This is a genomic window from Cupriavidus taiwanensis (assembly GCF_900250115.1).
In the GTDB taxonomy this organism is placed as follows: Bacteria; Pseudomonadota; Gammaproteobacteria; order Burkholderiales; family Burkholderiaceae; genus Cupriavidus; species Cupriavidus taiwanensis_B.
The window spans coordinates 2,043,165-2,067,693 of sequence record NZ_LT984803.1; the positions used below are offsets into that span (position 1 = coordinate 2,043,165).

The 24,529-nt window shown below is 67.4% G+C and carries 21 protein-coding genes; 5 read left to right on the forward strand and 16 right to left on the reverse strand.

The window, feature by feature from the left end:
* Positions 1 to 8 precede the first annotated feature (8 nt).
* The 3 genes from ugpE to ugpB all read right to left on the reverse strand — a co-directional run bounded on the left by ugpE (position 9) and on the right by ugpB (position 3,216).
* Entirely contained in the window at positions 9 to 857 is an 849-nt protein-coding gene (ugpE, locus tag CBM2586_RS09645; RefSeq protein ID WP_115661835.1) for a sn-glycerol-3-phosphate ABC transporter permease UgpE, read from the reverse strand.
* An 11-nt stretch (positions 858 to 868) separates the two neighbouring features.
* The gene (gene ugpA, locus CBM2586_RS09650; protein ID WP_062800547.1) at positions 869 to 1,750 is read right to left on the reverse strand and encodes a sn-glycerol-3-phosphate ABC transporter permease UgpA; all 882 of its coding nucleotides are present in this window, start codon (positions 1,748 to 1,750) and stop codon (positions 869 to 871) included.
* Positions 1,751 to 1,899: 149 nt separating this feature from the next.
* Positions 1,900 to 3,216 (reverse strand): sn-glycerol-3-phosphate ABC transporter substrate-binding protein UgpB, encoded by a 1,317-nt coding sequence (gene ugpB / locus CBM2586_RS09655; RefSeq protein WP_115661834.1) that lies wholly within the window; start codon positions 3,214 to 3,216, stop codon positions 1,900 to 1,902.
* Positions 3,217 to 3,410: 194 nt separating this feature from the next.
* Here ugpB and CBM2586_RS09660 point away from each other — a divergent pair, with 194 nt between their 5' ends.
* Positions 3,411 to 4,202: an HAD-IIB family hydrolase gene (locus tag CBM2586_RS09660; RefSeq protein ID WP_115687332.1), complete on the forward strand. Its 792-nt coding sequence runs from the start codon at positions 3,411 to 3,413 to the stop codon at positions 4,200 to 4,202.
* Between the two features lie 81 nt (positions 4,203 to 4,283).
* Here CBM2586_RS09660 and ntrC read toward each other — a convergent pair whose 3' ends face one another.
* The 4 genes from ntrC to CBM2586_RS09680 all read right to left on the reverse strand — a co-directional run bounded on the left by ntrC (position 4,284) and on the right by CBM2586_RS09680 (position 9,256).
* Entirely contained in the window at positions 4,284 to 5,849 is a 1,566-nt protein-coding gene (gene ntrC / locus CBM2586_RS09665; RefSeq protein WP_115661832.1) for a nitrogen regulation protein NR(I), read from the reverse strand.
* Between the two features lie 85 nt (positions 5,850 to 5,934).
* Entirely contained in the window at positions 5,935 to 7,113 is a 1,179-nt protein-coding gene (glnL, locus tag CBM2586_RS09670; RefSeq protein ID WP_115687333.1) for a nitrogen regulation protein NR(II), read from the reverse strand.
* 4 nt (positions 7,114 to 7,117) lie between these two features.
* Positions 7,118 to 7,651 carry a DUF4124 domain-containing protein gene (locus tag CBM2586_RS09675; RefSeq protein ID WP_231942451.1) on the reverse strand — a complete coding sequence of 178 codons (534 nt, stop codon included), beginning with the start codon at positions 7,649 to 7,651 and terminating at the stop codon, positions 7,118 to 7,120.
* A 189-nt stretch (positions 7,652 to 7,840) separates the two neighbouring features.
* Positions 7,841 to 9,256: a 3-hydroxylaminophenol mutase gene (locus CBM2586_RS09680; RefSeq protein WP_115661829.1), complete on the reverse strand. Its 1,416-nt coding sequence runs from the start codon at positions 9,254 to 9,256 to the stop codon at positions 7,841 to 7,843.
* Between the two features lie 484 nt (positions 9,257 to 9,740).
* On the opposite strand from CBM2586_RS09680, the gene CBM2586_RS09685 reads away from it, so the two are divergent.
* A complete protein-coding gene (locus CBM2586_RS09685; RefSeq protein ID WP_092309185.1) occupies positions 9,741 to 10,205 on the forward strand; it encodes a rhodanese-like domain-containing protein in 465 nt (154 codons plus the stop codon).
* Between the two features lie 68 nt (positions 10,206 to 10,273).
* Here the strand turns inward: CBM2586_RS09685 and CBM2586_RS09690 are convergent, their stop codons facing one another.
* The 6 genes from CBM2586_RS09690 to hrpA form a co-directional block, all read right to left on the reverse strand.
* Entirely contained in the window at positions 10,274 to 11,098 is an 825-nt protein-coding gene (locus tag CBM2586_RS09690; RefSeq protein ID WP_115687335.1) for a competence/damage-inducible protein A, read from the reverse strand.
* Positions 11,099 to 11,110: 12 nt separating this feature from the next.
* On the reverse strand, positions 11,111 to 11,998 hold the full coding sequence (locus tag CBM2586_RS09695; RefSeq protein ID WP_115687336.1) for an EI24 domain-containing protein: 888 nt from the start codon (positions 11,996 to 11,998) through the stop codon (positions 11,111 to 11,113).
* A gap of 172 nt (positions 11,999 to 12,170) precedes the next feature.
* Positions 12,171 to 13,145, reverse strand: coding sequence for a sterol desaturase family protein (locus tag CBM2586_RS09700; RefSeq protein WP_115687337.1), 975 nt, complete (start codon positions 13,143 to 13,145; stop codon positions 12,171 to 12,173).
* Complete coding sequence (locus CBM2586_RS09705) at positions 13,145 to 13,993, reverse strand: polysaccharide deacetylase family protein (RefSeq protein WP_172583250.1); 849 nt, start codon at positions 13,991 to 13,993, stop codon at positions 13,145 to 13,147. The genes CBM2586_RS09700 and CBM2586_RS09705 overlap by 1 nt, the downstream gene beginning before the upstream one ends.
* 24 nt (positions 13,994 to 14,017) lie before the next feature.
* Positions 14,018 to 15,004 (reverse strand): cytochrome D1 domain-containing protein, encoded by a 987-nt coding sequence (locus CBM2586_RS09710; protein ID WP_115661823.1) that lies wholly within the window; start codon positions 15,002 to 15,004, stop codon positions 14,018 to 14,020.
* 141 nt (positions 15,005 to 15,145) lie between these two features.
* Positions 15,146 to 19,207: an ATP-dependent RNA helicase HrpA gene (gene hrpA / locus CBM2586_RS09715; RefSeq protein WP_115687338.1), complete on the reverse strand. Its 4,062-nt coding sequence runs from the start codon at positions 19,205 to 19,207 to the stop codon at positions 15,146 to 15,148.
* 23 nt (positions 19,208 to 19,230) lie between these two features.
* On the opposite strand from hrpA, the gene argA reads away from it, so the two are divergent.
* Together argA and CBM2586_RS09725 are read left to right on the forward strand one after the other, a co-directional pair.
* On the forward strand, positions 19,231 to 20,703 hold the full coding sequence (gene argA, locus CBM2586_RS09720; protein ID WP_115661821.1) for an amino-acid N-acetyltransferase: 1,473 nt from the start codon (positions 19,231 to 19,233) through the stop codon (positions 20,701 to 20,703).
* Between the two features lie 98 nt (positions 20,704 to 20,801).
* Positions 20,802 to 21,074, forward strand: coding sequence for an oxidative damage protection protein (locus tag CBM2586_RS09725; RefSeq protein WP_012353145.1), 273 nt, complete (start codon positions 20,802 to 20,804; stop codon positions 21,072 to 21,074).
* Between the two features lie 78 nt (positions 21,075 to 21,152).
* On the opposite strand, the gene rpiA is transcribed toward CBM2586_RS09725, so the two are convergent.
* Entirely contained in the window at positions 21,153 to 21,839 is a 687-nt protein-coding gene (rpiA, locus tag CBM2586_RS09730; protein ID WP_115661820.1) for a ribose-5-phosphate isomerase RpiA, read from the reverse strand.
* A gap of 170 nt (positions 21,840 to 22,009) precedes the next feature.
* Here rpiA and tal point away from each other — a divergent pair, with 170 nt between their 5' ends.
* Complete coding sequence (gene tal, locus CBM2586_RS09735; RefSeq protein ID WP_115687339.1) at positions 22,010 to 22,969, forward strand: transaldolase; 960 nt, start codon at positions 22,010 to 22,012, stop codon at positions 22,967 to 22,969.
* Positions 22,970 to 22,992: 23 nt separating this feature from the next.
* Here tal and CBM2586_RS09740 read toward each other — a convergent pair whose 3' ends face one another.
* Positions 22,993 to 23,760, reverse strand: coding sequence for an SIR2 family NAD-dependent protein deacylase (locus CBM2586_RS09740; RefSeq protein WP_115687341.1), 768 nt, complete (start codon positions 23,758 to 23,760; stop codon positions 22,993 to 22,995).
* A gap of 4 nt (positions 23,761 to 23,764) precedes the next feature.
* Positions 23,765 to 24,508, reverse strand: a complete 744-nt coding sequence (gene rlmB / locus CBM2586_RS09745) for a 23S rRNA (guanosine(2251)-2'-O)-methyltransferase RlmB (RefSeq protein ID WP_115687343.1) — start codon at positions 24,506 to 24,508, stop codon at positions 23,765 to 23,767.
* Positions 24,509 to 24,529 lie beyond the last annotated feature (21 nt).

Genomic DNA, 24,529 nt, shown 5'->3' on the forward strand with positions numbered 1-24,529 from the left:
GGTTTCGCTTATTTCTCGGTTTCAACCAGGCCCTTGACGAACCACTTCTGCATCAGCACCACCACCACCGCGGGCGGGATCATCGCCAGCATCACCGTGGCCATCACCAGGTTCCAGTCGGTGGCGGCATCGCCCGAGCGCGAGATCATCTGCGTCACCCCTACCACCACCGGCGTCATCGACTTCTGCGTGGTGATCAGCAGCGGCCACAGGTACTGGTTCCAGCCGTAGATGAACTGGATCACAAAGAGCGCGGCGATGCTGGTGCGCGACAGCGGCAGCACCACGTCCCAGAAAAAGCGCAGCGGCCCGGCGCCGTCGATGCGCGCCGCTTCGGCCAGCTCGTCGGGAATCGTCAGGAAAAACTGGCGGAACAGGAAGGTCGCGGTCGCCGACGCGATGATCGGAATCGTCAGCCCGAAGTAGCTGTCGAGCAGGCCGAGGTCCGACACCACCTTGTAGGTCGGCAGGATCCGCACCTCGACCGGCAGCATCAGCGTGATGAAGATCAGCCAGAAGAAGGTCTTGCGCAGCGGGAACCTGAAATAGACGATGGCAAAGGCCGAGATGATCGAGATCGCGATCTTGCCCAGCGCGATGCCGAGCGCCATGATCAGGCTGTTCTTCATCATGGTCGAGACCGGCGACGCGGCCTCGCCCACGCCCTGGAACAGCACGGTGCGATAGTTATCGATCAGGTGGCTGCCGGGGATCAGCGTCATCGGCGCGTCCAGCACCTCTTCGGCGGTCAGCGTCGACGCGACGAAGGTCAGGTACACCGGGAACACCACGATGACGATGCCGAGGACCAGCACCACGTGGGTCAGGAAATCGAGGAAAGGACGACGTTCTACCATGGCTGCCTCCGTCAGTACTGGACCTTCCGTTCCACATAACGGAACTGCACCACGGTCAGCGCGATCACGATCACCATCAGCACCACCGACTGCGCGGCCGAGCCGCCGATGTCCATGCCGCGGAAGCCGTCATGGAAGACCTTGTAGACCAGCGTGTTGGTCGAGTTGAACGGACCGCCGTGCGTGACCGCATCGATGATGGCGAAGGTGTCGAAGAACGCGTAGACCACGTTGATCACCATCAGGAAGAAGGTGGTCGGCGACAGCAGCGGGAACACGATCGACCAGAAGCGGCGCCACGGACCCGCGCCGTCGATGGCTGCGGCCTCGATCAGCGAGCGCGGGATGCTCTGCAGCCCGGCCAGGAAGAACAGGAAGTTGTAGCTGATCTGCTTCCACGCCGCGGCCAGCACCACCAGCAGCAAGGCCTGGTTGCCGTTGAGCAGGAAGTTCCATTCGACGCCGAGCTTGCGCAGCGCGAACGACACCACGCCCAGGGTCGGGTTGAACATGAACATCCACAGCACCCCCGCCACCGCCGGCGCCACCGCATACGGCCAGATCAGCAGGGTCTTGTAGCCCACCGCGCCGCGGATCACGCGGTCGGCAAAATAGGCCAGCGCCAGCGCGGTGGTCAGTCCCACCACGGTCACGCCCACGGCAAAGATGGCGGTGACCTGGAACGACTCGACATAGAGCGGGTCGTTCCACAGCATGCGGAAGTTGTCCAGGCCGACGAACTCCAGGTTGATGCCGAAGGCATCCTGCTGCAGCATCGACTGGTACAGGGCCTGCCCGGCGGGCAGGAAAAAGAAGATCAGCGTGATCGCGATCTGCGGCAATACCAGCAGATACGGCAGCCACGGCGAACGGAACACGACGCGTTTTTCCATGAACGGATTCCGGCGGATGCCACGGATGGCGGCATCGGACTAGGTACGAAGTGGCGGGCGGCCCCGATCGGTGCCGGCCACAAAGCAAGCGGGCGGAGGTTTCGCCGCCGCCCGCCTGTCACGTCAGCCTGCTGGCAAGACCCGGCGCCTTATTCGCGCGCGGTCTTCTGGAAGCGCTCCAGCAAGTCGTTGCCGCGTGCCACGGCCGAGTCCAGCGCCGCCTTGGGCTCTTTCTTGCCGGCCCAGACGGCTTCCAGTTCCTCGTCCACGACAGTGCGGATCTGCACCATATTGCCCAGGCGCACGCCGCGCGACTTGTCGGTGGTCTTGACCACCATCTGCTGTACCGAGACGTCGGCGCCGGGGTTCTTGTCGTAGTAGCCCGACTTCCTGGTGGCCTCGTAGGCAGCCATCGTCACCGGCAGGTAGCCGGTGGCCTGGTGCCAGTCGGACTGGATCTCCGGCCGCGACAGGTAATTGAAGAACTTGGCGACGCCCTTGTACTCTTCAGGCTTCTTGCCGCCCATCACCCACAGCGAGGCGCCGCCGATGATGGTGTTCTGCGGCGCGCCCTGTACGTCCGGGTAGTACGGCAGCTGCGCCACCGCGAACGCGAACTTGGCGTTCTTGCGGATATTGGCCAGCGACGCCGACGAGCCGGTGAACATGGCGCATTCCCCGTTGTAGAACTTGGCCTGCGATTCGGCCTTGCGCCCGCCATAGCTGAAGTAGCCCTTCTTCACCATGTCCTGCAGGTTGGTGATGTGCTTGACGTGCAGCGGGCTGTTGAAGATCAGGCGGGTATCGGTGCCGCCGAAGCCGTTGTTCTTGGTGGCGTACAGCGTGTTGTGCCAGGCCGAGAAGCTTTCCAGGTGGACCCAGCCCTGCCAGTCGGTGGTGTAGGCGCAGTTGGTGCCCGAGGCCTTGAGCTTGGCCGAGTACTGCATCACCTCGGGCCAGGTCTTGGGCGGCTTTTCCGGATCCAGGCCGGCCTTCTTGAAGGCGTCCTTGTTGTAGTAGAACACCGTGGTCGAGCTGTTGAACGGGAACGACAGCATCTCGCCCTTGGACGAGGTATAGTAGCCCGCCACGGCGGGGATGTAGGCCTTCTGGTCGAATTTCTCGCCGGCATCCTTCATCACCGTCGACACCGGCTTGATCGCGCCCTTGGCGCTCATCATGGTGGCGGTGCCGACCTCGAACACCTGCAGGATCGCCGGCGCCCCGCCGGCGCGGAAGGCGGCGATGCCCGCCGCCATGGTCTCGTCGTAATTGCCCTTGTTGACCGGCACCACCTTGTATTCGGACTGGCTGGCGTTGAACTTGTTGGCGATTTCGTTCACCTTGTCGTTCAGCGCGCCCTGCATGGCGTGCCACCACTGGATCTCAACGGCGGCGTGCGCGCTGCCGGCCCCGCCCAGGGCGGCCAGCGCGGCGAGTTTGAGCACGGTACGGGATACGGACATCGAGGCTCTCCTTGGTCTGTCTTGTTGCGGTCAGTCGAAAATCCGACAGCATGTGATTTTTTTGTGACAGCGGCATGTTACGCCCGTCGCACCTGCGCAAGCAAATCAGCAGAACCACCAGTATGGCCAGGTCCCTGCTTTTTGCAGTGCAATAAACGAATTTGCGCGGAGATCCACGGTTACAATGGCCCGCCATGCAATCCCTGAACAAGCTCTCTAATACCGCGCTGCGCGTCGTGCGCGGCGTGCTGACCGATATCGACGGCACCCTGACCACCGAGGGGCGGCTGCCGGCCTCGGCCTACCTGGCGCTTGACGGCCTGCGCCGGGCCGGCCTGCATGTGATCCCGGTGACCGGGCGCTGCATCGCGTGGGCCGAAATCCTGACGCGGCTGTGGCCGGTCGATGCCATCATCGGCGAGAACGGCGCGTTCTATTCGCACCTGCACAACGGCCGGCTGCAGACGCGCTTTCTCGACGATGCCGCCACGCGCGCGCGCAACCTGGAGCGCATCCACGCGCTGGGCCAGCGCATCGTGCGCGAGGTTCCGGGCTGCGCGCTGGCCTCGGACCAGGCCTGGCATGCCGCCGACCTGGCCATCGACCATGCCGAAGACGTGGTGCCGCTGCCCGCCGACGCGGTCGCGCGCATTGCTTCGCTGATGCGCGAGGCCGGCATGACCGCCACCGTCAGTTCCATCCACGTCAATGGCTGGTTCGGCCAGCATGACAAGCTGTCGATGAGCAAGCTGTGCGTGGCCGAGCTGCTCGGCGAGGACGTGGATGCGCGGCGCGACCAGTGGCTGTTTATCGGGGACTCGGCCAACGATGCGTCGATGTTTGCGCATTTCCCGCTGTCGGTGGGCGTGGCCAATGTGCGCGATATCCTGCCGCAGCTGCCGGTGCCGCCGGCTTATATCACCGCGGCCGCGGGCGGCGAGGGTTTTGCGGAGATGGCGCAGCGGCTGATCGAAGCGCGCGGCTAGTGCCGCGGCATGCGCGAAGGTATGGTCGCTGCCCTCTGCGGCTTGCGCAGAGGGAGCGGACCAACGCCGTGGTGACCTGCCTTAGTCGAAGCCCAGTTCCTGCAGCTTGCGCGTGATGGTATTGCGCCCGATCCCGAGCCGGGTCGCGGCTTCGACGCGGCGGCCGCGCGTGACGCCCAGCGCGGCTTCCAGCACCGCCTTTTCGAAGCGGCGCGTCAGCAGGTCCATCACTTCGGGCTGGCCGGCTTCGAGCATGGCGCGCGCCTCCGCGGCGAGCAGGCTTTCCCATCCGGCCGCCGCCGGCGCCTGCTGCGCAGCCTGGGCTGCCACCACCGCTGCGGCCGGCGCGGCCCGCACCGCCGTTGCCGTGTCGGCCTCGGCCACCGGCACCGCAAACCCGCCATAATCGGCCAGCTCCTGGGCACCTCCATACTCGGCCGCGCGCAGCTCGGGCGCGCGCTCCGGCCGCGGCGCATTGACCGGCTCGCTGGTGCCGGCCTCGAGCATCTCGCGCGGCAGGTCCTTGACCTCGATGGTCTGCGCCGGCGCCATCACGGTGAGCCAGTTGCACAGGTTTTCCAGCTGGCGCACGTTGCCGGGGAACGGCAGCGTGCTGACGTAGGCCAGCGCCTCATCCGACATGCGCTTGGGCTCGACGCCGAGCTCCTTGGCGCTCTTCTGCAGGAAATGGCGCGCCAGCAGCGTGATGTCCTCCGGCCGCTCGCGCAGCGGCGGCAGCCTCAGCCGGATCACGTTCAGGCGGTGGAACAAGTCCTCGCGGAACAGTCCTTCCTTGACGCGCAGCTCGAGATTCTGGTGCGTGGCGGCAATCACGCGCACATTGGCGCGCATCGGGTTGTGGCCGCCGACGCGATAGAAATTGCCGTCGGACAGCACGCGCAGCAGCCGGGTCTGCAGGTCGAACGGCATGTCGCCGATTTCGTCGAGAAACAGCGTGCCGCCCTCGGCCTGCTCGAAGCGCCCGCGGCGCATGGTCTGCGCACCGGTAAAGGCGCCACGCTCATGGCCGAACAGTTCGGACTCCAGCAGATCCTTCGGAATCGCCGCGGTATTGAGCGCGATAAACGGGCCGTTGGCGCGCGGGCTGTGCTTGTGCAGCGCGCGCGCGACCAGCTCCTTGCCGGTGCCGGACTCGCCGGTGATCATCACCGTGACGTTCGATTGCGACAGCCGGCCGATGGCGCGGAACACGTCCTGCATCGCAGGGGCCTGGCCGAGGATCTCGGGCGCGTCGACCAGGCGGTCGTCCATCTCTTCCTCGCGCAGGCTTTCTTCCAGCGCGCGGCGGATCAGCTCGACCGCCTTGTCGACATCGAACGGCTTGGCCAGGTATTCGAAGGCGCCGCCCTGGAACGCCGCCACCGCGCTGTCGAGGTCGGAGTACGCCGTCATCACGATGACCGGCAGGCCGGGGTGGCGCGCCTTGATCGCCTGCAGCAGGTCGAGGCCGGAACCGCCGGGCATGCGGATATCCGATATCAGCACCTGCGGCTGGTCTTCCTCCAGCGCGGCCAGCGCGTCCCGCACATTGGTGAAACTGCGCGAGAGCAGGCTTTCACGGGCGAGGGCCTTTTCCAGGACCCAGCGGATTGATTGATCGTCGTCGACTATCCAGATCGGCTTCATGTGCGTCGCTTGTCTGCTCGGTGTCAGTTGGTCTTCCGCATGCCCTGGCCACGTCGGTGCACGCGCTTGCGGACGCCGGCAAAGGCTAGTGCAGCGGCAGCAGGATACGGAAGTCGGTACAGCCCGGCCTGCTCTCGCATTCGATCAAGCCCTCGTGCTGCTGCACGAAGGTTTGAGCGAGTGTGAGACCCAGTCCGCTGCCGCCATCCCTGCCCGATACCAGCGGATAGAAGATGCGTTCGCGGATGTCTTCGGGGATTCCCGGGCCGTTGTCGATCACATGCAAGTCCAATGCCAGCTTGAACAGGCGCTTGGCGATGGTGACCTGGCGCGCGATGCGCGTGCGCAGCACGATCTGCGCGTCGCCGCGCGCGATGCGATCGGCCAGCGCCTGGGCAGCGTTGTGGACGATGTTGAGCACGGCCTGGATCAATTGCTCCATGTCGCCCTGCAGTTCGGGCAGGCTGGCGTCATAGTCGCGCACGATCTCGAGCCCGTTGGGAAACTCGGCCAGCACCACCGAGCGCACGCGCTCGAGCACCTCGTGGATGTTCAGGCTCGATACGATATGCGGATGCCGGTGCGGCTCCAGCAGCCGGTCGACCAGCGTCTGCAGCCGGTCGGACTCCTTGATGATGACCTGGGTGTATTCGCGCAGCGAGCGCTCGGGCAGCTCGAACTCCAGCAGCTGCGCCGCGCCACGGATGCCGCCCAGCGGGTTCTTGATCTCGTGGGCGAGGTTGCGGATCAGCTCCTTGTTGGCCGAGGTCAGGTCCAGGATGCGCTCTTCGCGGTCGCTGCGCACCTTCTGCTCGTTGGGCAGGATCTCGACCACCACGGTGTCGCCGACCGCCTCGAGCGCGGCGATCACCACGTGCACGTGGATCGGGTCCTGCAGCGGCGGATGCAGGATCAGGTCCTGACGGCGCACGTCGAACTGCCGCGTCACCACCGTGTCGAGCATGTTGTGCAGCTCATCCGATTTGCCGAACAGGTCCGGCAGCGTCAGCTCGACCATGCCCTTGCGCGACACGCCGAAGGTGGCCTCGGCGGCCGGATTGGCGTAGACCACGCGCAGCCCCGGCTGGCGCACCAGCAGCACCGGGTTGGCGACCACGTCGAGGCCGGCATGGAACGCCGCCGCGCCGATGCCGAGCACGCGCGCGCCAGCTTCGGACGGTGCCGGGTCCGCCGCGGGCAGCTCGGCCCGCGCGCCATCGGCACTGCCGGCCTTGCGTGACACTCCGCGAATCAGGCGACGCATAAGACTAGTCCTTCAGGTTGCCGAGCTCGCGCCGCAGCGACGCCGCGTTGGCCTCGCTGCGGGCGATGTCGTCGCGCAGCGCCGCGGTGCGGTCGAGATATTTCTGGTAGTTGCGCTCATTGCCCTGGCGCTCCGGCTGGCCATTGTTGTACTCGGCGCGCAGCGCCTGCAGCTTGGCTTCCTCGGCCTGCAGTTCCTGCGTCAGCACGGTTCGGCGCTCGCTGTCGCGGCTGCGCTGGGTGGCATTGTCCACGCGCGGGAAACCGGTGCCGCCGCCGGTGGCGGCGCTGCTGCCGGCACTCTTGGCCGGTGCGGCAATGCGCCCGCCCGGCACGGTCACGACCTCGGGCAGGTTCAGCTTCTTGCAGCCCTTGCCGGCATTGCCGTTGCGGTACTCCGGCACGCCGTTGGGACCGGTGCAGACATAGACATCCGAGGACTGCGCCAGCGACGGCCCGGCCCATGCGCCCAGCGCCAGCGCCGCGGCGCTCACCAGAACGGGGAATCGGCGTCGGCTTTGGTGCACGGAACGGGGCATGGCATGAGTCCGGTGGGCCGTGCGGGGAAAGGCTTCCATGGGCATGGCGTCAGTTAGAACGGGGATGGATCGGGACAGAATCGAATTCCCCATTCTAGCGAGCAAAGCAAAAAGGGACAGCCGAAGCCGCCCCCTTGTGGTGCAACTGTTGCCCGGTCACAACCTGCGTCATGGCCGGGCCAGGGCTGCTTACAGCGAGTAGTACATCTCGAACTCGACCGGGTGGGTGGTCATGCGGAAACGCGTGACTTCTTCCATCTTCAGTTCGATGTACGCATCGATCATCGAGTTGGAGAACACGCCGCCGCGGGTCAGGAACTCGCGGTCGTTGTCCAGGTACTCCAGCGACTGATCCAGGCTCGAGCAGACGGTCGGGATCTTTGCATCCTCTTCCGGCGGCAGGTCATACAGGTTCTTGTCGGCAGCCTCGCCCGGGTGGATCTTGTTCATGACGCCGTCCAGGCCGGCCATCAGCAGCGCCGAGAAGCCCAGGTACGGGTTCATCAGCGGATCCGGGAAGCGGGTCTCGATGCGGCGGCCCTTGGGGTTGGCCACATACGGGATACGGATCGAAGCCGAACGGTTGCGGGCCGAGTAGGCCAGCTTGACCGGAGCCTCGAAGCCCGGCACCAGGCGCTTGTACGAGTTCGTGCCCGGGTTGGTGATGGCGTTCAGGGCACGGGCGTGCTTGATGATGCCGCCGATGTAGTACAGCGCGAATTCCGACAGGCCGGCGTAGCCGTTGCCCGCGAACAGGTTCTGGCCATCCTTCCACACGGACTGGTGCACGTGCATGCCCGAGCCGTTGTCGCCAACGATCGGCTTCGGCATGAAGGTGGCAGTCTTGCCGTAGGTGTGGGCGACGTTCTGGATCACGTACTTCTGCAGCTGGGTCCAGTCGGCGCGCTGCACCAGCGTGCTGAAACGGGTGCCGATTTCGTTCTGGCCCTGGCCAGCCACTTCATGGTGGTGGACTTCAACGGGGATGCCCAGCGATTCCAGGATCAGGCACATTTCCGAACGCATATCCTGGAAGGTGTCGATCGGGGCGACCGGGAAGTAGCCGCCCTTCTTGCCCGGACGGTGGCCGGTGTTGCCGTGCTCGAATTCCTTGGCCGACGACCACGGTGCTTCTTCGGAGTGGATCTTCACGAAGCAGCCTTGCATGTCGACGTTCCAGGTCACGCCGTCGAAGATGAAGAACTCGGGCTCCGGGCCGAAGAAGGCGGTGTCGCCCAGGCCGGTGCTCTTCAGGTAGGCTTCGGCGCGCTTGGCGATCGAACGCGGATCGCGGTCATAGCCCTTGCCGTCCGACGGCTCGATCACGTCGCACGACAGCACCAGCGTGGGCTCTTCGTAGAACGGGTCGATGTGGGCCGTGTTCGAATCCGGCATCAGCAGCATGTCCGAAGCTTCGATACCCTTCCAGCCGGCGATCGAGGAACCATCGAAAGCGTGGCCGCTTTCGAACTTGTCTTCATCGAAGTGCGACACGGGCACGGACACGTGTTGCTCCTTGCCTTTGGTATCGGTGAAACGGAAGTCGACGAACTTGACGTCGTTTTCCTTCACCAGCTTCATCACGTCTGCAACGCTGTGGGCCATGCCAATCTCCTGGGTATTCGGCAAATGTCTGTGAAAGCCAATTCTTGGGACTGTCGCCAGCGGCGCCGCTGCATCGTTGCCGCGCCTGACTGGCCTCGCCGCGAAAGGACGATGGATGTTAGCAGAAAGCGTGCCAATCAAACGTCCCACGGGGCGCCGGGCCCGAAAATTGTGCAACTCCGGCGAATCGCGCACCATGCTGGCCGGCAACGTAAACTGCCTTCCAACCGGCAGGGCGGCCATGTGGCGTTCCCGCGACACAGTCAACCCCGGTTGCCAGCGTCATGGAACACCATCATGGTGCAAACATCAAGGCAAAGCACCGTATTAGTGCGGCTGCACCAAAATCGGTCTGCTTTCGCCCTGTGACGGCGCTTGCCAGACCCTGCCGGCCAGCTCCGCCCCCGCCCCGCAACCGCGGCGCTATAGAATAACGGGTTGCGGCCCCTGCGCCACGATTCCACCCATTCAATTTGTCACGCCGATGACCACCCGAGACGATCTCCTCCAGGCTGCCCGCCAGCGTCAGGAACAAAACCAGTTGCCGTACTTCGGCGCGCTGTCGCCCCAGGAAGCCTATGCCCTGCTGCAGAACGACCCGTCCGCCGTGCTGGTGGACGTGCGCACGCAGGCCGAACTGGACTGGGTGGGCGGCGTCGACGTCCCCGACGCGCAGTTCGCCCATGTCGAATGGATGTCCTACCCCGGCGGCGCGCAGAATGCACGCTTTATCGAGGAGCTGCGCGCACGCGTGCCGTCCGACGTGCCGGTGCTGTTCCTGTGCCGCAGCGCGGCGCGCTCCAAGCATGCGGCGCGGGTGGCCACCGAAGCCGGCTACCACTTCGCCATGGACGTGCTGGAAGGTTTCGAAGGCAACCGCGACGATCATCACCACCGCAAGACCGTCGAGGGCTGGTGCGTGCGCGGCCTGCCCTGGCACGGCGCCTGATGTCCGCCCGGACCTGAATGCAAAGGGGCAGCCAAGGCTGCCCCTGCTCTTTTGGCCAGCCGGAAGGCCTAGGCCTGCGCGGCCTGGCGCGGCGGCTGCTCCACGGTCTCGTACCCCATCGCCTGCACGCCTTCGAGCAGCATCGCGTAGGCCGGCGCCAACAGCTGGGCCGGGCCCTTGACGCCCAGGTCGATATGGCGGCGCGCGAAGCGGTCGCCGCGCTGCACGTCGCCGACCGACGGCAGGCTGAACACGCGGATGCCCGGATGCGCCGCCTCGACCTTTTCCATCAGCGGCGTCAGCGTCGACTCCGGCGCCTCGAACACGTAGAAGGCCCGCTCCTGCTGCAAGACCTGGTGGAACAGGTGCGCATAGTCGTGGTCCAGCACCCACTCCATCATCGGCCACGCCATCACCGGGAAGCCCGGCATGAAATGATGGTGACCGACCGAGAAGCCGGGGATGCGGTTATAGCTGTTGGGAATGATGCGCGCGCCTTCCGGGAACTCGCCCATCTTGAAGCGGTGCTGGTTTTCCGGCAGCGTCAGGTCGCCCTTGGCGGGGTCGCCGCCGGCGGTCTCGGCGATGCGCAGCGCGATCAGTTCGCGCGCCTCGGGATGCAGCACCAGCGGCACGCCAAGCGCCGCGGCCGCGCACTGGCGCGTGTGGTCGTCCGGCGTGGCGCCGATGCCGCCGGTGCAGAACACCACGTCGGGGCCGGCCAGCGTGCGCCGCAGCGTGGCGGTGATGCGGGCGCGGTCATCGCCGACATACTCGGCCCACTCCAGCGCCAGGCCGCGCGCGCCCAGCAGTTCGATGGTGCGGCGCAGGTGCTTGTCTTCGCGCCGCCCGGAAAGAATCTCGTCGCCAATGACGATCAGGCCGAAACCCATATTGCCCTCGCTTCAGGAGTTTTCGATGCGGCGCACGTCGTGCGGCGCCAGGTCGATGACGTCGCGGCCCGACGACGGCGCGGCAGGCGGCTGGGCCGGCACGGCGGCGCGCTCTGCCCGCAGCTGCGCCAGCGCGCGCAGGCAGAAATGGCCGAACCACAGCGCCGAGAAAATAAAGATCAGCACATAGAGCCACAACGTGCCGACGAGCACGAACGGAAACAGGAAGATCACCGCCGCCGACGACACCCACAGTATCGTCGGCGCCGAGCCCAGCAGCCCCACCGCCACCCCGATCACCAGCAGCGGCGTGCGGTGGCGCCGCACCAGGGTCTTGCGCTCTTCGGCGCTGGCGTGGTCGGCGAGCGCGTCATAGGTCATCACGCGGTAGGTCAGCCAGCCCCACAGCAACGGCGGAATCAGCGCAAAGAATGGCGGGATCAGCCACAGCGGCAGCGTCACCAGCACCAGCGACAGGAACACCGCGGTGCTGCCAAGCGAATGGAACACGCTGCCCAGCACGCTGCCGCCGTGGGCCTTGGCCAGGTCGGGGTAGCTGCGCTCCAGGTGGCGTACCACGGCCGGCACCGAGAACACGCCGATAAACATCAGCATCGACGCGATCACCAGCGGGATCGCCAGCGCCGCCACGAACAGCGGCGCCACCACGGAGCGCAACGATTGCAGCCCGAACCAGTCGAGCGCGCTGTAGATCCAGCTGGTCAGCACCGAGGTTTCCAGGAAGCCGCGGGTGGCGCCCATGATGGGGTCCCAGCCCCACCAGAGCAGCCCGCCCCACAGCAGCGTGGCGAGGGCGAAAGGCAGCACGGTCAGCATCAGCATGCGCGGATGCAACTGGCTGACCAGCGCGCGGCCAAACGAGCGGAAGATATCGTTCATGCAGTCGAAGGCAAACAGGAAAGTCGCGGGGCGCCGGCCAGGTCAGCACGGTGACGGGCCGGCGGCAACCCGGAACACTAGCATACGCCGCTTGCCGCCATGGCGCGGTGGCATCCGCCGCGGCCGCAGGATGGCCGCGAATGCGCCGCCAGCGCAGCCGCCAATGCAGTCATCAAGGCAGCCGCAGGAGCCGCTTGATGCCGTACCACTGGTGGGCCAGGAAGCCCGTGCCGTAATCGTGGCCCTTGCCCATGGGCGGCGGCAGCTGGTCGCGGATGCCGGTGGGGTGGTAGGTCCCGGTGAAGACCGCGGTGCCGAACAGCATGTCCCACCAGGGGAAGATCACGCCGTAATTGCAGCCGCCAAGCTTCGCCGGCGCACCGTCGGCTTCGTGGCCGATGCCGACCGCGTGGTGGGTGCGGTGAAAGCGCGGCGAAATCAGCAGCCGCTCGCCGATGGTGCCGAAGTGCAGCCGCAGATTGGCATGCTGCAGGCTCTGCAGCAGCTGCGACAGCGCCACCAGCAGCACATACTGCGACGGCTCCACCCCCACGCCCAACGCCACCAGCGCAAACACCAGGTCGCGCAGCATGTCGTCCAGCAGGTGGTTCCGGTTGTCGCTCCACAGCGTCATCTGGCGCTGGCTGTGGTGCACCGCATGCAGGTGCCACCACCAGCGGAACGAGTGCGACGCCCGGTGGTACCAGTAATCGAGCAGGTCGAACAACAGCAGGTAGACAAAGAAGCTGGCCAGCGGCACCGAGGTCACGCCCGGCCACCAGTCTTCCACATTGATGCGGTGCCAGCCCATCAGCCGCAGCTGGCCTTCGAGCGCATCGGTCAGCGGCGCCAGCAGGAAGAACATCGCCAGCCGGAACAGGCCCAGGCGGTGGATCACGGTATAGAGGATGTCGGTGCGGACCGCGGCCCGGTCGGCCACGGCTTCGACCGGGCGCCATTTCTCCAGCGGCCCCAGGATCAGCGCCATCACCGCGATCTGCACCAGCCCCACCAGCAGCCATTCGGTGCCGGTGAAGGCTTCCTCGGCATAGCGGCCGAAGCCCAGGTCATAGACCACGGGCAGCACCACGTCCTGGAACAGCGTGCCTTCGATCTGGCCGATCCACCCGTTCAGCGTGTCCCACATCAGCGCGCGCCCTCCTGTTGTCCGACGGGCCGCCCGATCCAGTCGCGATAGGCCGGGTGTTCGCGCAGCGTCGCAAAGCAGAAGCCCTTGCGCTGCAGGCCGGTGAGCAGGGGTTCGAGCACGGCCGGCGCCCAGGGGTCCTGCCGCGACCAGATGCCGAGGTGCGCCATGGCGATGTCGCCGTCGCGCAGGCCGGCCAGCGCGCGCTGCAGCAACACTTCATTGGGATAGCGCGCCGACGACAGCTCGTCGCCCAGGAAGCCCGCCGGGGCCCAGCCGACATGGCGGAAGCCGCATTGCTCGGCCCACTGCAGCGTCTGCGGCGCGGTGCGGCCGCCCGGGGCGCGCCACAGCGGCACCATCTCGGCACCGGTCATGCCGCGCAGGGCCTCGGCGCTGCGCCGCAATTCCTTGCAGAAGCCGGCCTGGTCCATGGCCACGTCCTGGCCCGCCTGCGCGCCGAATTGCGGCCGCATGGTGACCTGGCCGGCGCGCACGCTGCGCAGGTAGACGTGGTCGAAGGTATGCGTGCCGAAGGCGTGGCCGTCGGCCACCAGCGACTTCCAGTACGGGGCCCATGACGGGTCGAGCGAACTGTCCTTGCGCACCGTCGGCTCATTGGCCAGGAAGAAGGTGGCGCGGACCTGGTGGCGGCGCAGGGTGTCGGCGATCAGCTGCGCCTGGCTCATGCTGCCGGTGTCGAAGGTCAGGTAGAGCGTACCGGCCGGGCACGCCCGCGAGGCCGGCGCGGCGGCGGCCTGCTGCGCCAGCGGCATGCCGCACGCCAGCGCCAGCGCGGTCAGCCCCCCTTTCATCGCAGCGCGGCGCAATGCCCTGATCGGTGCCATGGTCCCTGCCCTGCCCGGTTGGCGTCAGTACAGCGGCGCGCGCGTGCGGAAATAGATGCCGTGGGGCGAGCGCCCGACCCGCACGGTCTTGACCAGCTTGCGGCTGGCCACGTCGACCAGTCCGACCGCGCGCGCCCAGCGGAAGGTCACCCACAGGGTCTTGCCGTCGGCGGTCAGCTCCATGTCGTCCGGGCCCGGCGGCAGTCCGGTGATGTCGCCGACCTTGCTCAGCGTCTGCTGGTCGATGATGCTGATGCTGCCAGTGACGCGGTTGCTGAGGAATAGGTGGCGCCGGTCGCCCACGGCGCGGAAGTTATGCGCGCCCTTGCCGGTCTGGATCTGCTTGACCACGGTGCGGGTGCGCCAGTCGATCACGGCCACGTAGTCGGCGCCGGTCATGCCCACCAGCAGGTATTTCTGGTCCGGCGTGACCCAGATTCCCGCCGGCGCCGAACCGGTTTCCATGCGCCACATCACGTTCTGCGTGACCAGGTCGATGGCAGCCACTTCGTTGGAATCCTGCAGCGTGATGAAGGCGATGCGGCTGTCGGCGGTGAACGCGATATGACTGGGGGTCTTGCCCAGCGGATACTGTCTGGCTAGCTTCAGCGCCTTGCCATCCCAGCGGTACACGTCGACGCGGTCGAGCCGGTTGCCGGTGGCGACAAACCACTTCTGGTCCGGCGAGAAGCCGATCTGGTAAGGGTCGTCGATATTGAGCACGCGTTGCTGGACCTTGCCGCTGACCGGATCCAGGAAGACCAGGTCGTTGCCAACCGCATTGGCGACGATCAGCGATTTGTCGTCCGGCGTGGCGATCAGGTGGTGGGGCTCCTTGCCGATCGGGAAGGTCTCAAGCACCTTGAGCGTGTCCTTGTCGATGAGCGTGACGGTGGCATCACCCGAATTGAGGATCACCACCACCTCCGCCCGAGCCGGCACCGTCATCAGGCCCAGCGCGAACGCGCCCACCGTGATCCCACCAGCCACCCACCGCCGCAATGCGAACATAAGACCCGCTACCAGAAGAACTGAATCGGCGATTCTAACGTTTGACCGGCGGATTCCGCTGACGTCGCCGCCGACGGCAGACAAGAATTTGGCAGATTGTTGCGCCGGTACGACCATTTACTGCCGTGCCGGCGCGCGACCTTAGCGCTGCATCGATTCCCACACCTTCTGCAGCCGCTTGACCGACATCGGCACCGGCGTGCGCAACTCCTGGGCGAACAGCGCGATGCGCAGCTCTTCCAGCATCCAGCGGAACTCATCCAGCCGCGCATCCCCGCCGCCGCGGCCCTGGCTGCGCAGCTGCTTTTCGGCCCGCTGCCACTGCTGCACCAGCGGCGCCATCTCTTGCATGCGCTGGCCGTCGCGGGCCGGATCGCCCTTGAGCTTGTCGACGCGCATGGCGATGCCCTTCAGGTAGCGCGGGAAGTGGACCAGCTGCGGGTATGGGGTCTCGTCGATAAAGCGCTTGCCCATCAGCCGGCCCAGCTGGGCCTCCATGTCCGCATAGGCGCCGGGGAACGGCTTGGCCTGCAACAGCTTGCGCGGCAGGCCGGCGTATTCGGCAAGGATGGCGCCCGCCAGCCGCGCGATTTCCTGCGCCAGCAGCGACAGCCGGGTACGGCCCTCGTCCTTGCGGGCATTGAACTCGGCGTCGTTGCGCGGCAGCGGCGCTTGCATGCAGGCGCGCCCCAGCGCCAGCATCACGATCTGTTCGCGCAGCATCTCCTGCGTGCCCAGGGTCATGTACTGCATCGCCATCTGCTGCAGCCCCGGGATGTTCTTTTCGATGAACTTGACCTGCTCGCGCAACTGCAGCGCGAACAGCCGGCGCAGCCCCAGGTGATGGATGCGGGCCGCTTCCTGCGGGTCGTCGAAGACTTCGACGTCGCAATGCGTGCCGCGGTCGACCAGCGCCGGATAGCCGAACAGGGTCTGGCTGCCCTTGCGGATCTCGAGCAGCTCCGGCAGCTCGCCGAAGCTCCAGCCGGTCAGGCCCTCGTACTTGCCGGGTTCGGCCGCGGCCAGCGCCGGCGCCTGTTCCGGCGCCTGCCCCGGGGCCTGGGTGGCGGCGGCCTGGGCCGCGGCCTGCGCGGCCACGCGCTGGAACGACTGCTGCGCCTGCCCGCCCAGCTCGGCGCGCAGCTGGGCCAGGTTGCGGCCCATGTCGAGCTGGCGCCCGTGCTCGTCGATCACCTTGAAGTTCATTGCATGGTGCGCGGGCAGCGTTTCCAGCTTGAAGTCGGCACGCCGGACCATGGTGCCGGTCTGCTCGCGGATATCGGCGATCAGCACGTCGAGCAGCTCGCCTTCGCCAAACGGCTGGCGCGCGACAAAGCCCGCAGCATAGTCCGGCAGCGGCACGCAGTGGCGGCGCAGCTTCTGCGGCAGCGACTTGAGCAGCAGGTGCACCTTCTCCTTGATCATGCCCGGCACCAGCCAGTCGGCACGCTCGGGGCGCACCTGGTTGAGCGCGTACAGCGGCACGGTCAGGGTCACGCCGTCGCGGTGGCTGCCTGGCTCGAAATGGTAGGTCAGGCCCATATCCACGCCGGCCACGGTCATGGTCTTGGGAAACAGGTCGGTGGTGATGCCGGCCGCCTCGTGCCGCATCAGCTCGTCGCGGTTCAGGTACAGCAGCTTGCGGTCGTGCGCGCTCTCGGCCTGGTACCACTGCTCGAACGCGGCCTGCTGGCAGATCTCGGCCGGGATCGCGCGGTCGTAGAAGGCGTAGATCAGCTCGTCGTCGACCAGCACGTCCTGGCGCCGCGACTTGTGCTCCAGGTTCTCGATCTCGCGCACCAGGCGCTGGTTGTGCGCGTAGAACGGCAGGCGCGTGTCGAACTCGCCCTCGACCAGCGCGCGACGGATAAAGAGCTCGCGCGCCTCGCGCGGGTTCATCGGGCCGTAGTGCACGCGGCGGTGCTGGTAGACCACCAGCCCGTACAGCGTGGCGCGCTCCAGCGCCAGCACCTGGCCGGCCTTCTTCTCCCAGTGCGGATCGCTCCAGCTTACCTTGAGCAGGTGGCGGCCCACCTGCTCCAGCCATTCCGGCTCGACGCGCGCCAGCGTGCGCGCGAACAGCCGGCTGGTCTCGACCAGCTCGGCCGCGACCACCCAGCGCCCGACCTTGCGCGCGATCAGCGAGCCCGGCCACAGGTGGAACTTGATGCCGCGCGCGCCAAGGTATTCGCGGCCCTTGCCGTCACTGTCCTCGATGCGGCAGCCAATATTGCCAAGCAGGCCGGTCAGCAGCGCCTTGTGCACCTGCTCGTAGGTCGGCTCGCTGTCGTTCAGGCGCCAGCCCTGCTCGGTCACCGTGGTCAGCAGCTGGGAATGCACGTCGCGCCACTCGCGCAGGCGCAGGTGCGACAGGAAGTGCGCGCGGCACTGGTCCTGCAGCTGGCGGTTGGACTTCTTGTGCGCGACCGCGTCCTCGAACCATTTCCACAGCCTGACCCAGCCGAGGAACTCGGACTTCTCGTCCATGAACTTGCGGTGCGCCTGGTCGGCGGCTTCCTGCGCTTCCTGGGGACGGTCGCGCGGGTCCTGCACCGACAGCGCGCTGGCGATGACCAGCACCTCGCGCAGGCACTGGTGCTCGCGCGCGGCCAGGATCATGCGCGCCACGCGCGGGTCGAGCGGCAGCTTGGCCAGCTGGCGGCCGATGCCGGTCAGCTGGTTGGCGTCGTCGACCGCGCCCAGTTCCTGCAGCAGTTGATAGCCATCGGCCACCGCGCGGCCCAGCGGCGGCTCGATGAAGGGGAACGACTCGATGTCGGTCAGCCGCAGCGCCTTCATGCGCAGGATCACCGCGGCCAGCGACGAGCGCAGGATTTCCGGGTCGGTAAAGCGCGGCCGGCCGGTGAAGTCGGACTCCTCGTACAGCCGGATGCAAACCCCGTTGGCCACCCGGCCGCAGCGGCCGGCGCGCTGGTTGGCGGCGGCTTGCGAGATCGCCTCGACCTGCAGCTGCTCGACCTTGTTGCGGTACGAATAGCGCTTGACCCGCGCCAGCCCGGTATCCACCACGTAGCGGATGCCCGGCACCGTCAGCGAGGTTTCGGCGACGTTGGTCGCCAGCACGATGCGGCGCGCATTCGACGGCTTGAACACCCGCTCCTGCTCCTGCACCGACAGCCGCGCGAACAGCGGCAGGATCTCGGTATGCGGCGGGTGGTGCTTGCGCAGCGCCTCGGCGGCCTCGCGGATCTCGCGCTCGCCGGGCAGGAACACCAGCACGTCGCCGGGGCCGGCGCGGCACAGCTCGTCGACGGCATCGACGATGCCGTCGTACAGGTCGCGCTCGCGCGCCTGCGGGCTGCGCGGCGCGCCGGCGGCGGGCGCGTCGTCGGCGATCGGGCGGTAGCGCACCTCCACCGGGTACAGCCGGCCGCTGACCTCGATCACCGGCGCCGGCTTGTCCCCCGTGGCGAAATGCCGGGCAAAGCGCTGCGCGTCGATGGTGGCCGAGGTGATGATCACCTTCAGGTCCGGCCGCTTCGGCAGGATCTGGCGCAGGTAGCCGATCAGGAAGTCGATGTTGAGGCTGCGCTCGTGCGCCTCGTCGATGATCAGCGTGTCGTAGGCGCGCAGCAGCGGGTCGTTCTGGGTTTCGGCAAGCAGGATGCCGTCGGTCATCAGCTTGACCGACGCGCCCGACGACATGGTGTCGTTGAAGCGCACCTGGTAGCCCACATGCTCGCCCAGCGGCGTGCCGAGTTCCTGCGCGATGCGCTTGGCGGTCGAAGTGGCGGCGATTCGGCGCGGCTGGGTGTGGCCGATCAGCCCCCCGCTCATTTGCCCCGCACCGCGGCCGGGGCCGCGCCCGATCGACAGGCAGATCTTGGGCAGCTGCGTGGTCTTGCCGGACCCGGTTTCGCCGGAAACGATCACCACCTGGTTGGCCAGCAGCGCCGCGGCGATCTCCTCGCGGCGCGCCGATACCGGCAAGGCCTCAGGGAAGGTGATCGGCGGCAGCGGGTTGACCGGACGCGGTGGACGCGGCGGCCGCGCGCCGCGCGGCTGGCGCTGGCCGCCCTCGGTCGCGGGGCGCGCACTGGCCGGCCTTGCCGGGCCGGCCGGCTGCGGACGGGCCGGTCCGGGCGCCGGGCGGGACTGGGCTGGGGAAGCAGGCTGGCCGGCACCGGCGCGCTGGCGCGGCGGCGCCGGTGGTTTGGGCTTGACGGGGCGTTGTTCTGACATTGGCCGGGATTATAATCCGCGGCATGAACGCCAGAACCGACGCGCCGCAGACGGCGCCTGCCTCCGCTCCCGCTGCTCCCACCGCCCCGGCCGAGCCGGCGCAGGCCGAGCCGCCCGCCGCGGCCGAGCTGCCCGCCCCCGCCCCGACCTCCCCCGTGCCGGTCACGGCCGATCCCGATCGAAGCGGCCCCGACCACCAGCAGTTCGTCGACTGGCTGCGCATGGTGGCGCCGTATATCCATGCCTTCCGCGGCAAGACCTTCGTCATCGCCTTCGCCGGCGAACTGGTCAAGTCGGGCGTGCTCAACGCGCTGGTCAACGACGTCGCGCTGCTGCACGCGATGGGCATGCAGATCGTGCTGGTGCACGGCTCGCGTCCGCAGGTGGAAGAGCAGCTGGCGCTGCGGCATGTGGAGTCGCAGTTTGTCGACGGCGTGCGCGTCACCGACAACGCCGCGCTCGAATGCGCCAAGGAAGCCGCCGGCGAACTGCGCCTGGACATCGAGGCCGCGTTCAGCCAGGGCCTGCCCAACACCCCCATGGCCGGCGCCCAGCTGTCGGTGATCTCGGGCAACTTCGTCACCGCGCGCCCGGTTGGCATCGTCAACGGCACCGACTACCAGCACACCGGGCTGGTGCGCAAGATCGACGCCGAATCCGTGCGCATGTCGCTGTCGCACGGCAAGGTGGTGCTGCTGTCGCCGCTGGGCTTCTCGCCCACCGGCCAGGCCTTCAACCTGTCGATGGAGGACGTGGCCAGCGCCACCGCCACCGCGCTCAAGGCCGACAAGCTGATCTTCATCACCGAGGTGCCGGGCGTGCCCGACCCGGTTGGCAAGATGATGCAGGAGATGTCGCTGCGCACGGCGGTGGAACGGCTGCAGAACAACCACCTGCCGCCGGACGTGGCCAACTACCTGCAGCACCTGGTCAAGGCGCTCAAGGGAGGCGTGCCGCGTGCGCACCTGATCCCCTACTCGCTCGACGGCGCGGTGCTGCTGGAACTGTTCCTGCACGACGGCGTCGGCACCATGCTGTCCGACACCGACCTGGAGAGCCTGCGCGAGGCCACCCTGGACGACGTCGGCGGCATCGTGCAGCTGATCGCGCCGCTGGAGCAGGACGGCACGCTGGTGCCGCGCGGACGCCACCTGATCGAGCGCGACATCGGCAACTTCTCGGTGATCGAGCATGACGGCGTGCTGTTCGGCTGTGCCGCGCTGTACGACTACCCGCGCGAGAACATGGGCGAGATGGCTTGCCTGACGGTATCGCCCGAGGCCCAGGGTACCGGCGACGGCGAGCGCCTGCTCAAGCGCATCGAGCGCCGCGCCCGCGCGCTGGGGCTGGAGCGGCTGTTCGTGCTCACCACCCGCACCGAGCACTGGTTCCTCAAGCGCGGTTTCGTCCACGCCAACGTCGACGACCTGCCCGAGGACAAGCGCAAGCTCTACAACTGGCAGCGCAAGTCGATGGTGCTGATGAAAAAGCTGTGAAGCCGTAGGGGCAATCGCCGCTGAGCCGCGGCCGGCTGCCCCGCTTGGCTACAATAGCGCCAGCGCCGAAGCTCTCACGAACATTCCAAGGAGTCCCCATGGCCCGCACGGTCCATTGCATCAAGCTGAACAAGGAAGCCGAAGGTCTCGACTTCCCGCCGCTGCCCGGCGAACTGGGCAAGAAGATCTGGCAGAGCGTGTCCAAGGAAGCGTGGGCCGGCTGGCTCAAGCACCAGACCATGCTGATCAACGAGAACCGCCTGAACATGGCCGATGCGCGCGCGCGCCAGTACCTGCTCAAGCAGACCGAGAAGTACTTCTTCGGTGAAGGCGCCGACCAGGCCCAGGGTTACGTGCCGCCGCAGTCCTGATCCGGGCGCGCGGAAAACAAAATGGGGTGCCCGAGGCACCCCATTTTGCTTGCTGGCGGTCGCCGGCCGGACTGGTGCTCAGTAGTCCGTGCGCTGCACGCCGTCGCCGGTGCCGAGCAGCAGCACGTCGGCGCCGCGCAGCGCGAACAGGCCCACCGTGACCACGCCGGGCACCTGGTTGATGGTCTGCTCCAGGCCGCGCGGATCGTCGATCTTCAGGCCGGCCACGTCGAGGATCACATTGCCGTTGTCGGTCTTGTAGATGCCGCCTTCCTTGGTCATGCGCAGGCGCGGCTGGCCGCCCAGCGACTGCAGCTTGCGCGCCACCGCGGCACGCGCCATCGGCACCACCTCGACCGGCAGCGGGAAGGCGCCCATGGTCTGCACCAGCTTGCTGCCGTCGGCGATGCAGACAAAGCGCCTGGCCACCGAGGCGACGATCTTCTCGCGCGTGAGCGCGCCGCCGCCGCCCTTGACCATGGCGCCGCTGGCATCGATCTCGTCGGCGCCGTCGACATAGACCGGGATCTCGTCGACCTCGTTCAGGTCCAGCACCTTGAACCCATGCTGCTCCAGGCGCCGCGTCGAAGCCTCGGAGCTCGACACCGCACCCGCGAAGCGCTCCTTGAACGCCGCCACGGCGTCGATGAAGAGGTTGGCGGTGGAGCCGGTGCCCACGCCGAGCACGGCCCCTTCGGGCACTTCCTGCTTCACGTAGTCGGCGGCGGCTTGCGCGACCAGCGCCTTGAGTTCATCCTGAGTCATGACAACAGCCAGATTGCGTTGGGGGAAAAGGCATAGTGTAGCGGATTGCGGTGGCGCGACGCGCGGGTGACGGCGACAGCGCAGGTACAATGGACCGCATCGGTGCCGTACGCGCCTCTCACAGCCCGCGAACGCTTTTTGCCGACGCCCAAGCAGACGACCTAGCGATCATGAACCAGCTCGAACAACTCAGGCAGTTCACCACGGTGGTGGCCGATACCGGCGACTTCCAGCTGATGAAGCAGTACACGCCGCAGGACGCGACCACCAATCCGTCGCTGATCCTGAAGGCGGTGCAAAAACCCGAATACCGCCACCTGCTCGAACGCGCGGTGCAGGACCACCACGGCAACGGCGGCGTCGACGCGGTGATGGACGAAGTGCTGATCGCGTTCGGCTGCGAAATCCTGGCGATCGTGCCGGGCCGCGTGTCGACCGAGGTCGATGCGCGGCTGTCGTTCGACACCACCGCCACCGTCAACAAGGCGCGCCACCTGATCCAGCTGTACGAGCAGCGCGGCATCGCGCGCGAGCGCGTGCTGATCAAGATCGCCTCGACCTGGGAAGGCATCCGCGCCGCCGAGATCCTGCAGCGCGACGGCATCCGCTGCAACATGACGCTGCTGTTCTCGCTGGTGCAGGCGGTGGCCTGCGCCGAGGCCGGCGCCCAGTTGATCTCGCCGTTCGTCGGCCGCATCTTCGACTGGTACAAGAAGCAGGCCGGCGAGCAGTGGGACGCGGCCGCCAACGGCGGCGACAACGATCCCGGCGTGCGCTCGGTGCGCCAGATCTACGACTACTACAAGAAATTCGGCTATGCCACCGAGGTGATGGGCGCCAGCTTCCGCAGCACCGCGCAGATCCTGTCGCTGGCCGGCTGCGACCTGCTGACCATCAGCCCCGAGCTGCTCGAGCAGCTCGCCGGCGGCGAAGGTCCGGTGGTGCACAAGCTGTCGGTGGACCAGGCCCAGGCGGCCAATATCGCCCGCATCACCGCGGACGAGCCGTCGTTCCGCTGGCAGCTCAACGAAGAGGCGATGGCGACGGAGAAGCTTGCCGAAGGCACCCGCCTGTTCGCCGCGGATGCGGTCAAGCTGGAAAAACTTATCGCCGGGCTGGCGCAGCAATAAGCCCCGGCGCGCTGCCCCGCGCTTCAGCCGGCCGACGGCGCCGGCTGTGCCCACAGCTGCGGCAGGCAGGCGCCCGCCGCGGCCGACAGCACGATATCCGCGGTCTGGTCCAGCGCCGACGGCTGCGGATTGACCAAGATCACCGGCGCGCCATGCTCGCGCGCCGCGCCCGGCAGCCCCGCCGCCGGATACACCAGCCCGGAGGTGCCGACCACCAGGCACAGGTCGCAGGTCTGCGCCGCATGCTCGGCGCGGTAGCGCGCCACGCGCGGCAGGTCTTCGCCGAACCACACCACCCCCGGGCGCATCAGCGCGCCGCACAGGTTGCAGCGCGGCGGCATGCCGGGCAGCGCGGTGGCCTCGCTGCAGCGGCCGCAGCCATCCAGCCACTTGTTGGCGAACAGGTTGCCATGCAGCTCGATCACGCCGGCGCTGCCGGCGCGCTGGTGCAGGCCGTCGACGTTCTGCGTCACCAGCGTGACCGGCTTCTGCGCGGCCAGCGCCACCAGCGCGTGGTGCGCCGGATTAGGGTCCACCGCCGCCACCAGCTCGCGCCGGTGCAGGTACCACTCCCACACCAGCGCCGGCTGGCGGCGGTAGGCCGCCTCGCTGGCCAGTTCTTCCGGGTCGAACTGCTCCCACAACCCGGTCATCGCGTCGCGGAAGGTCGGCACGCCGGATTCCGCGGAAATACCGGCGCCGGTCAGCACGAAGATATTGCTGGCGCCGTCGATCAGCCGACGCGCTTCCTCGAGCCCCGGGAGTGCCGGCAGACTGGAATCGTCGGCCATGGTCTCAGCGCGGCTGGCGCCGCTGGCGCACGGCCTCGTACAGGCACACACCGCTGGCCACCGACACATTGAGGCTTTCCACGCCCCCGGCCATCGGGATGCCGACCAGCTCGTCGCAGGTCTCGCGCGTCAGGCGGCGCATGCCCTCGCCTTCGGCGCCCATCACGATCGCGGTCGGTCCCTTGAAATCGATGTCGTACAGCGACTTCTCGGTGCCGTCGGCGGTGCCGATCACCCAGATGCCGCGCTCCTGCAGTTCGCGCAGGGTGCGGGCCAGGTTGGTCACGGTGATATAGGGCACGGTCTCGGCCGCGCCGCTGGCAACCTTGGCCACGGTGGCGTTCAGGCCAACGCTGCGGTCCTTGGGCGCGATCACGGCGTGCGCGCCGGCACCGTCGGCCACGCGCAGGCAGGCGCCCAGGTTGTGCGGATCGGTAACGCCGTCCAGCACCAGCAGCAGCGGCGTGCCTTCGATGCCGTCCAGCAGTTCGTCCAGGTTCAGCGCCAGGACCACGTCTTCGGCGCGCGCCACCACGCCCTGGTGGCGATCGGTGCCGGCCATGCCGCGCAGGCGCTCGGCATCGACCGGGTGCAGGCGCACGCCCAGGCTTTCGGCCAGGCGCACGAAGTCCTGCATGCGCCGGTCGCGGCGGGCGGATTCGATATAGATGTCGGACACGCCCTTGGGATCTTGCCGCAGGCGCGCGGTCACGGCGTGAAAGCCGATCAGGAGTTTTTGTTTAGCCATGGGCGCGATTGTACCCGCCCG